We start from the raw sequence: 13022 nt of genomic DNA on the forward strand, positions 1-13022 counted from the left end.
TAAAAAATCCGATACCAGAGACTGATATCGGATTTTGAAGCCTTAAAAAGATCGGTCAACCGATCATGAAAATTTTCTTAACTGATCGGCATTACGCAATTGCGGCCTTTTTTCTCTTATCAAAAAACGTTATGAACGTTTCATGCGTCTACGTAGGTAAACTGCTGGAGCAAGAAGCAATGCAATCCAGCCCATTGAACCACCACCCGATGTATCGTTTACACGAATTATTACGGTTTCTGTCGTAGTATCGATGCCGTCAGTTGCAGTTACTTCAACTGTTACCTGACGAGCCTGTTCATGACTTGGCGCGGTGTCAGTGATTGATGATGTAGCCATACCATTTACGGTAATAGTAACGTCGTCACCGTCCGGGTCAGTTGCAGAAGCCGTCACGGTGTATGACTCACCCTCATCTACACTTGTTGGTGCAGAGATTGAGATAACAGGTGCGTCTTGCACACCCGCAACCGCTACAGTTACTGTGCCTTCACCAACAATATCACCTTCTACCGGCTCTTCATTTTCATCAATGGTACCTTCAACACGCACCGTATACGTGAATGAATCTTCACCGAAGAAGTTAGTATTTGGAGCGTAGGTCACCGTACCATCTTCATTTACTGTAACTGTACCGTTTGCAGGCTCAGTAGTTACTTCAACAGTCGATGGATCAAGCGGCGCTTTATCAATAGTGATTGGCGTAAACGTACGAAAATCACCTGAAAGCGATTCCATGGTAAATGTGTTGATGATTGTGCTGTCCATTTCATTAGCAAGGATGTTAGCCGTTACCGACGCATCTTCGTTAACTGACAGCATGTCATCCATGTATTCGCTTGAAGGAACAACGGTACCGTTATAGCTGAACTCAATTTCATCACCAGGAGATGATGCTAAAATGAATTCATCACCTGAAACAGGTAACGTTCCTTGTGCCCCCGCAGATGTTAACGCACCAAGAGTAAAGCCAGCTGTACCCGTTGGATTCTCGAACCCAGCAACAGTAGCGTATTGAGGGCTATCCATATTTCCGTATACGAAGTGGATGGTATCAAAAGCAAAGTCATACCAAATTTGGAAGTTAAAGCTTGTATCAGGAATGCCCCACAGCTGTGCATTTTCCCATTCAATTACAAGCAATGAGCCATTAGGACCATTCAAGCTAGCAGCATATAAGTTACCTGTACCTTCATCTCCTGCGTCAGTACCTAATAAATCAAGGTCTGTCCAGAAAGGTGCTAGTACATTGTTAGGTTCATTACTGTTTGGCATAACAGCAGGCGTAGGCGTTGTTACGTTTCCTGAAGATGTCCCCAAAGATATATAACCGTTTGAAGAAATCTGCATTGAGGTGTATGTCTTACCTAGATACGTCATCTCAGGAAGGTCTGAGATAGTGATTGAGGTATCATCACACGAACCTGAACAGGTTAGAGGTTGTACTCCCAGCGCGGCCATTGGAAGGTAACCACCCGTTAGTGCAGCGATAGTAGTATCTGCGTCTAATGAGTAAGACGAGGTGTTCAACGCACCTTCCCAGTAGATTTGACCTTTGTCAGCATCGTAGGATACAGGCTCTTGGTTTCCGTTCTTAACCGCAGCAATAGTAGATGGATCAATCTGGAACTTGTGGTCTACTGTTCCTGTAACACCAATCATGCCAGTAACATTTTGGTTTGTCGCTGATGCAGAAACTCTAACCAGTTGACCTTCTTCAGCCACTTGCGTGCTAACGTCACTGCTAAATAATTCAGGTCTATCTGTGCTGATTGGATAAACTGCAACGGGAATAAAGTAATCCGTTGTTGTATCGTCTGTGTCTGCCCAGTTAATGCCCCCGAAAGACCATGACCCAGTTGAAGCCGTTGTAACGTCTACTGCAACCATGATTTCAGCAGATGCACCTGCAGGTAGCGTTGCCATTTGCGGCGTCACTGATGCTGAAATGGCTGGATCATTGAACATAGCTGTTGCATCAACAGTTATGTCTTCATCGCTGGTGTTAGTTACCGTGATAGACATTTCACAGTTCAAGTAGCAATTACCATCTACAAGACTTAGGTCGCTATAAGTTAGCTCAACTGTCGTTGCGCGCGGTAAGTCTAAACGGCCAGCACCCATGTCGAAGTTGTCTGCTTGTGTAGTCGCATCTTCTTTTAATACGTCACGAATTGAAGAGGTTACTAGCGCGCTCTTAATTTGTTGTGCAGTCCAATCAGGATGCATTTGTTTAAGAAGTGCAGCTGCTCCAGCAACGTGAGGCGATGCCATCGAGGTACCGTTTTTGAACGAGAAGTTCTGGTCTTCGTGTCCTGGTGCATCTGGAGATTCACCAGAGAAAATACGCGTACCAGGAGCGGCAATGTTGGGCTTAAGGAATGACGGATCGCCATTCGGTCCACGAGAGCTGCTTTCATTCATGATGTCAGCAAGGCTGTCTGAAACAACGCGAACAATGTCACTTCCAATGGTTACGTTTAGTGCTTCGTCTGTTGCTATCGCTAAAGACGCAAGTTCTTGCCCTGATGTCGCAGGAAGCATAAGTGAAGGAATGGTTTGAGCTTCACTCAGGCCGCCCATTAATATTGGCGCTTCACCGCGTCCATCGACATTGTGAACAAGAACAGCAGTTGCACCAGCAGCCTCTGCGTTCTCAATTTTTGTTACAAAGCCACATGTACCACGGCTGATAAGCGCAATTGCACCGTCAAACGCGCCTGCAGCAAATGCATCACAACCTTCAACGTTTGCCGCATCTACTTCACCTGCATAAACAACCGGTGCGGTAATTGGGCTATCAAATACAATGGCTGGATTGCCTACAGAATAAAGTGCTGGAATTGAACCGATAGTGGTGTCACCTTCAATTGTCACTTCATTTGCAAATAGACGACCCGTTGTTGTGTTTGCAACGGTGATTACATCTTCTGAGCAGCCAGGGCAGCCAATCGTACCTTCATTTGGACCGTCATTACCCGCTGCGAAGACGGTAACCACGCCAGCATCGTGCATTGCTTCAAGTACGTCTTCATAAATAGAGCCGTTGGGGTTGCCGCCAGCGCCGCCGCCCCACGAGTTATTTACAATGTCGGCGCCGTCTGTAAGCGCGGCTTCAAGCATTGATAAGAGCATTGAAGAGGCACCACTAGAAGACGCTGGGTTAGCAGGTGTTGCATACAAACCCTTGTAAACCATTAGGTAAGCGGCTGGAGCAACACCTGAGATTTCAGCTTCTGCACCATCGCGCTCAGCCATTACACCGTAGTTACCAACAGCAGTACCGGCAACGTGAGTACCGTGACCGTTAAAACCGAGTGGGCTTTCATATTCTTCTTCAACAACTGAGAAGCCTTCTACGATATCGGCTGCGCGAGCTACGATAAGTTTGTTGTTACAGAAATCAGGAACTTCTGAGCAGTAGTCATCAGTAGGAAGCGTTTCAGCATCTGGAGCTGTGAAGTTTTCACCACTGAATAGCGGGTTTTCTGGGCGAATACCGCTATCAATAATCGCAACTTTTACACCTGCGCCTGCATTTTCTTTACCACCCAGCTGTTCCCAAGTTTCTACGGCACCAATGAGGTCCAAACTTGCGTCCATTTGTGCGTGATGAATGACGTCAGGATATACTGCTTTCACCGTTGAAAGGCTTGAAAGCTGATCAAGAGCACTTTTTGAAACGATACCCGCAAAGCCATTGAACGCAGCCGTATATGACATATCAGCTTTAAATGACTTGTCGAAAGACTTGATAGATTGAATAACGGATTGCTGTTGCGATTCAAGGAATGACTTATATTCCTTTGCTGCGCTTGACTCAAAGTTAACCTTTTTGCCTTTGTGCGCAGCCATACTGCTTACACTTGGGTTTACAGCGCTGAATTGCGCCATCGGTACATCAGTTAGCTGGACGATAACACGTACACTATCGCTATTTGCTTGAATGGCATTTGCAAGAATATTCTTCTTGTCGAACGACGCCTCAATGGCATTTTGTTGCTCTACGCCGTAACCAGATAGTTGATTTGATATAGCTAAAGCACCAAAAGCCGAGCCCGCTAATGCGGTAGCAATAACTGTACTTAGGATTGTTTTTTTCATAATTATTCTCGTGTGAATAGTTCCCTGGAGCCCAACGATTTTCTTGTTTGCTTCAAAGGTCATTCGCCTCGTTTAAAACGCAACTTATCGTTGTGACTGTCTATTACTAGCACACTTTTTTTCTTTTTGTAACGTGTGTTTCTGCAATACACAACTTACACATTTTGTTACATTTAACGGTGAATAGACGTTGCATAGATAACTCCTTTTTTACTTGAAGTTATACACCGACGTGGTTTGGCATCCTAAGTTGTAAAAATCTAAATACTTTGTCCACTTAGACGAATAAGAAACATCTGTCCTACGTGATTTTCATATTATTTACATAAGGTTTACGTTTTTAGGACGAATATCCTTTTCATTTAGACTAATTGAGTATGTCTATTTCACCCATTTGAAAAAATGCCAATGAATAAGTAGGACGCTCCTGCATTTTCTCAACTAGCATATTGGTATCACTATAAGTCGCTATTAACCCTCATATTTAAGGGGAACAAACGTGAAAGACAGAAATCATTTGGCCGAAGTAAAAACAACAAATAAGGTCGAAATTATTACTAAAGGGGTTGTTGATATCCCAATGCTGCAAATCCTTGCTGCTGAAGGTGAACTCATTGAAAAAGCAGTTGAACCTGACCTCAGCAAAGAAGAAGCATTAAAAATATTTAATACCATGCATTACATTCGAGTATTGGATGAACGTATGGTGGGTGCACAGCGCCAAGGTCGTATTAGTTTCTACTTGGCAAGCACAGGTGAAGAAGCGGCGTCAGTTGCAAGTGCTGCAGCACTCTCAGACGACGACATGATTATGTCTCAGTACCGTGAGCAGGGCGCATTGGCGTACCGCGGGTACACCACAGAACAGTTCATGAACCAAATGTTTAGCAATAAAGACGACCCGAATAAAGGACGTCAAATGCCTATCCATTATGGTGACAAGCCACTTAACTTCATGACTATATCTTCACCACTAGGCACACAGATCCCTCAAGCATCTGGTTACGCCTATGGCCAGAAAATGTCGGGTAAAGATGTGGTTACTATCTGTTACTTCGGTGAAGGTGCAGCGTCTGAAGGAGACTTTCACGCAGGGTTAAATATGGCAGCCGTACTAAACTGCCCAGTTATCTTCTTTTGCCGTAACAATGGCTACGCCATTTCAACACCAGCAGAAGAACAGTTCGCGGGCGACGGCATTGCTTCTCGTGGTTTGGGTTACGGAATTAAAACCATCCGTGTTGATGGTAACGATGTGTTAGCCATCTACGCAGCTACAAAAGAAGCCCGTCGTATTGCCATTGAAGAAAAGTGTCCTGTACTTATTGAAGCCATGACTTATCGCTTAGCGGCGCACTCCACGTCAGACGACCCAACAGGCTATCGCTCTCGTGAAGAAGAAGATAAGTGGCGTGCAAAAGACCCTATCGCTCGTATGGCGAAATGGTTAGAAAGCAAAGGCTGGTTTGACGAGGCTGAGAACCAAAAACGCGTCGATAAAGCAAGACAAGACGTTCTAGCAGCAATGAAGAGTTGTGAAAAGACTGACGTATGTGCCATTGAAGACATTGTCGAAGATGTATACGACACAGCACCTTGGCACTTAAAAGAACAACTCAGTGAATTGAAAGCGCATATTAAGAAGTACCCGAAGATGTACCCTAAAACAGCAGGGAGAGTAAAATAATGGCTAAGATGAATCTACTTCAAGCAATTAATAATGCACTCATCACAGCCATGACCGAAGATGAAAAAGTAATGGTCTTTGGCGAAGACGTGGGCCATTTTGGTGGCGTATTCCGTGCGACCAGCCATCTTCAGGAAAAATTTGGCAAAGCACGTTGCTTTAACACGCCGCTTACTGAACAAGGCATTATAGGCTTCGCAAACGGATTGGCATCACAGGGCTCTGTACCTGTTGCTGAAATTCAATTCGGTGATTACATTTTCCCTGCGTTTGACCAAATCGTGAATGAGACGGCTAAATGGCGCTATCGTTCAGGCGGTCAGTTCGACGTTGGTACGCTAACAATTCGTACACCTTATGGCGGCGGTATTGCCGGCGGCCACTATCACAGTCAATCACCAGAGGCATTCTTCGCTCACTGCCCAGGGTTAAAGATTGTTATCCCTCGTGACCCATATCAGGCGAAAGGTTTGTTGCTTGCGTCAATTCGCGATAAAAACCCCGTATTGTTTATGGAGCCTAAACGTCTTTACCGTGCTTCTGTATCGGAAGTGCCTGAAGAAGATTACGAACTGCCATTAGGTAAGGCAGATATTGTTCAAGAAGGTAGCGATATTACTTTACTTGGATGGGGCGCGCAGATAGAAATACTGCAAAAAGCTGCAGAAATGGCTCTTGAAGATGGTGTGTCGTGTGAAATTATCGATTTACGCAGCATATTACCGTGGGACGTTGAAACGGTTATGCAATCTGTAATGAAAACAGGTCGCTTATTGATAAACCACGAAGCACCGCTAACGGGTGGCTTTGCGAGTGAAATCGCAGCGAGCATTCAGGAACGTTGTTTCTTATATCTTGAAGCGCCTATTGCGAGAGTGTGTGGTTTAGACACGCCGTATCCTTTGGCGCACGAAAAAGAATATATGCCAGATGAAACGAAGACGTACGAAGCCATAAAACGTACGCTTCACTACTAAGCCGGGGGACGATGAAATGACAATTGAATTTATCTTACCGGACATTGGTGAAGGTATAGTTGAATGTGAACTTCTGGAATGGTTAGTTTCTGAAGGTGAGCATATAGAAGAAGATCAACCTGTCGCGGAAGTAATGACCGACAAGGCTACCGTGCAAATTCCTGCAATGCATGCGGGTGTGGTTAATAAACTGCATTACGCGGTAGGCGATATTGCTAAAGTGCACGCACCATTATTCTCTATGACGCCAGATGATGCCGACGCTAACTCAGATACACATGAAGACGCGCAAGCGGAAGTAAAAGACAATGCGTCTGAAACAGCGACAGCGAATGATAGTGCTTCTTCAGGCGCTTCAAACGGCAAGCACATCGAAGACTTTATTTTGCCAGATATTGGTGAAGGTATTGTCGAGTGCGAAATTGTGAAATGGAACGTGGCTGAAGGCGATGAAATTGAAGAAGATCAAGCCGTTGTAGAAGTGATGACCGACAAGGCAGTGGTAGAGATCCCCGCTAAAAACGCAGGTACCGTGCATCGTCTTTATTACGCGCAAGGCGATATAGCGAAAGTGCATAGTGCATTGTTTGCGCTAGAAGTTGCCGGTGAAGTCACAACTAGTAGCGGTACTAATGACGAATCACCATCGGCAAACAACAGTGCTTCAAGCGTTGCATCTCAAAGTTCGGTGAACAAGCAAACAAACGGTTCAAGTCAACAATCAGCGCAATTTGCTCCTTCAAAATTCAGCGACGGCGAATACGAGCCACCTATCGCTATAGAAGGTAAAGTGTTGGCTAGCCCCGCGGTAAGACGTGTTGCAAGAGAAAAGAATATCGACCTTTCTACTGTGGAAGGCTCGGGTAAAAAGGGGCGGATCCTTAAGTCTGACGTGTTGAATCTACAACATTCGAATGTTGACACGTCGTCTCAAAATACGTCATCTTCTGCGCCAAGCTCATCTACCGCAGAAAAAGGTGATTTGAATAGCACAAGCACTGTGCTTAAAGGCAGCGTTAGAACAGAAAAAGTACGCGGTATTCAGGCAGCTATGGCGAAGCAAATGTCGGCTTCGGTCTATACTATCCCGCACTTCACAGTCAGTGACGAGTTGGTAATGGACAACCTGATGTCGCTACGCAAGCTGCTTAAACCTGAATTTGAAGCGAAGAACGTAAAACTCAGCTTTATGCCGTTTTTCGTTAAAGCAATGTCGTTGGCACTCAATGAGTTCCCTGTAGTTAACAGTCAGCTTAACGAAGACGCCACTGAGATAAGCTACTTCGCAGATCACAATATTGGTTTTGCAGTAGACTCTAAAATTGGTTTGCTTGTACCCAATATTAAGCGTGTTCAAGACCTATCTCTGTTAGAGATTGCTGTTCAAATGCAGGATATTATCGAACAAGCCAGAGCGGGCCGCGTGGCTGGCGAGCACCTTAAAGGCGGTACGATTAGTATCTCTAATATCGGTGCAATAGGCGGTATTACCGCAACGCCAGTAATTAATAAACCAGAAGCTGCTATTGTTGCTCTTGGCAAAACGCAGAAACTTCCACGCTTTGACGATGAAGGAAATGTTAGCGCGCAAAATATCATGGCGGTTAATTGGTCTGGCGACCACCGTATTATTGATGGTGCGACTATGGTGCGATTCAATAATCTATGGATGAGTTACCTAACTCAGCCAGAAAAAATGTTGATGCACCTTAAGTGATATCATTCAAAGCAATTTGATTTGCAGTAGCAATATTTTAAAAGGGCCGGTAGCAAAACTATTGGCCCTTTTTTGTTTTGTATACCTCAAAGCGCGTTGACGTTATTATAGAGCACTATAAACAAACGAAAATTTTACTGAGGTTTTGTGCTTAGTTATCAACATGCCTTTCATGCGGGCAACCACGCTGATGTCATCAAACATCTTTGTTGGATTGGCGTTATCAACGCATTAAAGAAAAAAGATAAACCTTTTACGCTTTTCGACACCCACGCAGGCGCGGGCGCGTACGATCTAACCGATGCCATGTCATCAAAAAATAAAGAGTACGAGACAGGTATATCTCGTTTGCTTATAGATGATAAAGGCGCGCAGGACTTGCCAAATTTGTTGGCCGACTATTTATCGTTGTGTGAACCGTTTTTAGCACAACAACAATATCCGGGCTCACCGGCAATAAGCGCAAAAGTAAAAAGGGACGGTGATAATTTACACCTAATGGAACTTCATCCTGCGGAATTCGATAAACTAGACATAAACGTATCCCGTTTACGCACCCTTAATAGCCACGTCCATAAACGTGACGGGTACGAAGGGCTTCGCGCTCTCACGCCACCTAAACCCAATCGCGGTGCTATTTTAATCGACCCTCCTTATGAGCGCGTGAATGAATATAGCGACCTTGTTAAGGGTGTGGAACAGGTATTCAAACGCTGGCAGCAGGCACAAATCGTAGTGTGGTATCCACTATTGTCAGAGAGGGCTGGCGCCAAAAGTGGTGCAAGTGAAGCTATGTGTGAAAAGCTTGCAGCAATGGGTAAACCCTGTTTTAAAGCAGAAATATGCTTGGAAGAAAATACCGCTGATGCCGGAATGTATGGTTCGGGCGTATTCGTTTTGAACCCGCCTTGGCAGCTAGATACTAATTTAAAAAGCGCGTTAGAAAGCGTTGTTGGTATGCTAGGTGAAAATGAAGCAGGTTATCACGCTACAGCGCATGTTACCTGGATAAACGAAGATAATTGATTGCTGTGCGGTTTAACAATGGTAAGCGTATTGTTGCTGATTAATCTGTTTCAAAAAGTCACTAAAAGCGTGAAGTAAAAAACATGTCGCAACTCAAAGGCCTAAAACATTTCTATATACCCGATGAGCAGTCGATATATCTGCTATCTCATGCGGATGCGAAAAAGTTAAAAGACTGGGTAAACCTTTGTATCTCACAGTTAGAAGGGTTGGGGTACAGTGACATCGAACTTTTAGGAAAAGGAGCCTTTGGGTTTGCGTTTGCAGGGAACGCGCCAAGCGGTGAATCACGGGTATTTAAGTTTTCGCGAATAACGTTGCCGCAGCATGTGCAAGATAGACTAGAAGAGGAAGCATTTATGCTTTCTCACGTTAATCACGAGTTTGTGCCGCGGTTTATTGAATATCAACAAATACGTAAACAATCCATCTTAGTTATGGGTCGCGCACCTGGCGAAGACCTAGAAAAAGTCAGCTTGAAAACAGGCCCACTTTCGCCCCGTATTATCGTCAAAATTGCAGTGCAGGTCGGCGAACTTTTATCCAGTTTTCGCCAATACAGTGAAAATGGAGAAATTAAACCCATTGTGCACGGAGACATAAAACCCTCGAATCTGGTTTGGGATGTCGAAAATGAATCGGTTGGGCTGATTGATTGGGGCTCTTCAGTGTTCGCACAGACTGACATTACTGGGCAGTATGTGGGTAATAATGTCATGGATTTAATGTCGGGTGAACTGCATCAAACTAATGCTCGACTTGGCGATGTATATTTTATTGGCGAGGAGCAGCTTAATGGCGCACTTTCCAGCCCCCGCTTTGATGAACAAGGCCTGGCGAGTACCCTGTATGCTTTGGCTTCAGGACAGTCTTGCCGTTATGGCAGTAAAGTTATCACGCCGTCATCCCTTGGTCTTCCAAAAATGCTTGCTAATATCCTTGAGCACATGCTCAGTGAAGATCCAGAAAAGAGAAGGCAGGGCGGAGATTACCTGTTTAATCATCTCCACGTTTTGAAGAATATGGTTTTCACACAAGACAAGCCACCGCAGTACACTCCGCTAATACCTACGTGGCTGGCCCACGCTCAGAACCGTGCTGATATTGAAACCGTTGTTTACAGCTCTCGAAAATCTTACCTACGCCAACAGGCTAGACTGTCTGACTCATTAGATGAAAAAGATGTAGATGAACTTCGTTATATAGACGATGCGCAATTTGACCGCTACTACAAAAACTATTTACAGGGCATGGGGGATACCGAAAAAGCATTTATTTCTGCAATAAGCAGACTAGGCCGTTACCCTGTAGTTGGCGGTATGGCTGTGCGCTGGGAGCCAGAAGGTATATATGTCGATTCAAGCTTGAACTTATATGATGAATCAATGAAAGCAGCGTTTGATTTAGCAGTGAATAATGTCATTAATTTAGCAAGGGCTATTCACAAGCCCGCGGTGTTCAAATGTTGTATGTTCAACGCCAAAAACACGCTGCACATTGAACGCGAAAGTGAAGATGAAGACTTTAAACCTGCTGGCGGTATGTTTATTCCCTACGAACTATCAAGGGTTTCTGCACAAAAGGATGAAAGCCGTACTCACTCATATTTCGAAGATGGCGATGATCCAGATGAACTATTAAAGCTGCCTCAGGAGATTATCGATACCATCGTTCAACTTAATACAATACATCACACTGGTTGTATTATATTTGAAGCATTACCGCGGCATTTGAAAATTCACAACTATTACACGTTGCTTGACCACAGCCAAGAAGAGCGCTTCCACGCATTATTAGCGCAACTCGTTCAGCAAATTCCCAAAATAAAAGGGCTAGGCATTTCAGGGTTTATGAAGTTACCCTATAAAGATACGCGCTTTTTCGAGCATAAAGCAAAATTGCCTGAAAAGTACTACCCACGAAACCCAAAAGCAGTAATTGAAGAGAAAGTACAACATGTCTGAGATTAAACTATCGTCACTTTTTGAACTCGAAACAGTGGAAGCTGGCATCTATCGAGGTCAAAGCTGGGATTTAGGCTTCCGCGCCTTGTTTGGTGGACAAGTTTTGGGGCAAGCGTTAGCAGCTGCATACGAAACAGTGGAGGCAGATAGAGTCGCACACTCATTCCACACTTATTTTTTACTACCAGGCGATGCTAAAAAGCCTGTAGTTTACGATGTTGAAGTAGTGCGAGACGGCAGAAGTTTCTCTGCTAGACGGGTTAAAGCCATTCAGGATGGTAGAAATATTTTCTACATGACAGCGTCTTTTCAGGTTCCTCAAGATGGCATGGAGCATCAAAACCCAACAATGCCAGATGTGCCTGCGCCGGAAGATGTGCAGTCTGACATTGAATTCTATGAAGCTAACTTCAATAAAATTGCACGGCCCATGCAAGAAGCGTTGAGCTATCATAAACCTGTAGATATCCGCACGGTAGATGCAGCTAACTCTTACCAGTCAGCGAAACGCGAACCGACGCGTTATATCTGGTTAAAAGCAAGAGACACAATGAATGCATCACTGACTGTTCATCAAGCTGCGCTTGCTTACGCGTCAGATTATCATTTTCTCAGCACGTCGCTTCAACCACACGGTGTTGCGGTAACCGATAAATCACTTCGAATCGCAACGATAGACCATGCTATGTGGTTCCACCGCCAAATTAATATGAACGAATGGTTATTGTATGCAATGGAGAGTCCTTTTAGCGGAGGCTCTAGAGGGTTGGTACGCGGACAAATATTTAACCAAAATGGTGAACTTGTCGCGTCAACCATGCAAGAAGGGTTAATGAGAAAAGTAGACGAATAGGGAGAGGGTAATGCGCTACAAATTAGGTTCTACATCACCGCTGGTTGATGAAAGTACGTTTATAGCGCCAGGCGCACACGTTATTGGTAATGTTGAACTCAAAGTGGGTTCAAGCGTTTGGTTCAATGCGGTTATACGCGGCGATATGGACAAGATAACCGTTGGTGAAAATACGAATATCCAAGATGGCAGCGTATTACACACCGATGCAGGTATTCCTTTAGTGCTAGGTGAAGGGGTAACTGTAGGACATAAAGTCATGCTTCACGGCTGCGAGATTGGTGATTATTCCTTGATAGGAATTAACGCTGTCGTATTAAACGGTGCAAAAATTGGAAAGCACTGCATCATTGGCGCTAACGCATTGATAACGGAAAACATGGAAATTCCAGATTACAGTTTAGTAGTTGGAGCGCCTGGTAAAGTCATTAGAACATTTGATGAGAAGATCGAACCCAAACTAAAAGCGTCCGCAGAACATTACGTAGATAACGCCAAAACATATAAGTCATCATTACAGCCAGTTGATAGCTGACATTTAAGACTAGGCTGTTCGCGATATTTTGAATCCCCATAAAAAATGCCCAGAACAAACGTTCCGGGCCTAGGGGAATGGCTCATTGCTGAGCCGTGCGCTAACTTTTACACGGGAGAGTTTAAATAAAATCTTTTAAACGGACAATGAGTATAGAAT

Annotated in this window: 8 protein-coding genes; 7 read left to right on the forward strand and 1 reads right to left on the reverse strand. The window is 44.5% G+C overall.

Annotated elements, in window-relative coordinates; all coding sequences use genetic code 11:
* Positions 1 to 129 precede the first annotated feature (129 nt).
* The gene (locus BIZ39_RS04520; protein ID WP_187446461.1) at positions 130 to 4104 is read right to left on the reverse strand and encodes a S8 family serine peptidase; all 3975 of its coding nucleotides are present in this window, start codon (positions 4102 to 4104) and stop codon (positions 130 to 132) included.
* A 499-nt stretch (positions 4105 to 4603) separates the two neighbouring features.
* Here BIZ39_RS04520 and BIZ39_RS04525 point away from each other — a divergent pair, with 499 nt between their 5' ends.
* The 7 genes from BIZ39_RS04525 (at position 4604) to BIZ39_RS04555 (ending at position 12863) form a co-directional block, all read left to right on the forward strand.
* Positions 4604 to 5791 (forward strand): thiamine pyrophosphate-dependent dehydrogenase E1 component subunit alpha, encoded by a 1188-nt coding sequence (locus BIZ39_RS04525; RefSeq protein WP_061095030.1) that lies wholly within the window; start codon positions 4604 to 4606, stop codon positions 5789 to 5791.
* On the forward strand, positions 5791 to 6768 hold the full coding sequence (locus BIZ39_RS04530; protein WP_061095031.1) for an alpha-ketoacid dehydrogenase subunit beta: 978 nt from the start codon (positions 5791 to 5793) through the stop codon (positions 6766 to 6768). Before BIZ39_RS04525 ends, BIZ39_RS04530 begins: the two co-directional genes overlap by 1 nt.
* Before the next feature lie 16 nt (positions 6769 to 6784).
* Positions 6785 to 8485, forward strand: a complete 1701-nt coding sequence (locus BIZ39_RS04535; protein WP_061095032.1) for a dihydrolipoyllysine-residue acetyltransferase — start codon at positions 6785 to 6787, stop codon at positions 8483 to 8485.
* A gap of 147 nt (positions 8486 to 8632) precedes the next feature.
* On the forward strand, positions 8633 to 9511 hold the full coding sequence (locus BIZ39_RS04540) for a 23S rRNA (adenine(2030)-N(6))-methyltransferase RlmJ (protein ID WP_187446462.1): 879 nt from the start codon (positions 8633 to 8635) through the stop codon (positions 9509 to 9511).
* A gap of 83 nt (positions 9512 to 9594) precedes the next feature.
* Positions 9595 to 11475 carry a protein kinase domain-containing protein gene (locus BIZ39_RS04545; RefSeq protein WP_187446463.1) on the forward strand — a complete coding sequence of 627 codons (1881 nt, stop codon included), beginning with the start codon at positions 9595 to 9597 and terminating at the stop codon, positions 11473 to 11475.
* On the forward strand, positions 11468 to 12328 hold the full coding sequence (gene tesB / locus BIZ39_RS04550; RefSeq protein ID WP_061095035.1) for an acyl-CoA thioesterase II: 861 nt from the start codon (positions 11468 to 11470) through the stop codon (positions 12326 to 12328). Before BIZ39_RS04545 ends, tesB begins: the two co-directional genes overlap by 8 nt.
* 10 nt (positions 12329 to 12338) lie before the next feature.
* Positions 12339 to 12863 carry a gamma carbonic anhydrase family protein gene (locus tag BIZ39_RS04555; RefSeq protein WP_061095036.1) on the forward strand — a complete coding sequence of 175 codons (525 nt, stop codon included), beginning with the start codon at positions 12339 to 12341 and terminating at the stop codon, positions 12861 to 12863.
* The last annotated feature ends 159 nt before the right edge of the window (positions 12864 to 13022 follow it).

This window comes from Alteromonas sp. BZK5 (genome assembly GCF_014349115.1).
Taxonomy (GTDB): Bacteria; Pseudomonadota; Gammaproteobacteria; order Enterobacterales; family Alteromonadaceae; genus Alteromonas; species Alteromonas macleodii.

What these genes read in the sequence shown, in the direction of transcription:
- BIZ39_RS04520 (WP_187446461.1), bottom strand. Translation starts at nt 4,104, where the DNA reads ATGAAAAAAACAATCCTAAGTACAGTTATTGCTACCGCATTAGCGGGC.
- BIZ39_RS04530 (WP_061095031.1), top strand. Translation starts at nt 5,791, where the DNA reads ATGGCTAAGATGAATCTACTTCAAGCAATTAATAATGCACTCATCACA.
- BIZ39_RS04535 (WP_061095032.1), top strand. Translation starts at nt 6,785, where the DNA reads ATGACAATTGAATTTATCTTACCGGACATTGGTGAAGGTATAGTTGAA.
- BIZ39_RS04545 (WP_187446463.1), top strand. Translation starts at nt 9,595, where the DNA reads ATGTCGCAACTCAAAGGCCTAAAACATTTCTATATACCCGATGAGCAG.
- tesB (WP_061095035.1), top strand. Translation starts at nt 11,468, where the DNA reads ATGTCTGAGATTAAACTATCGTCACTTTTTGAACTCGAAACAGTGGAA.
- BIZ39_RS04555 (WP_061095036.1), top strand. Translation starts at nt 12,339, where the DNA reads ATGCGCTACAAATTAGGTTCTACATCACCGCTGGTTGATGAAAGTACG.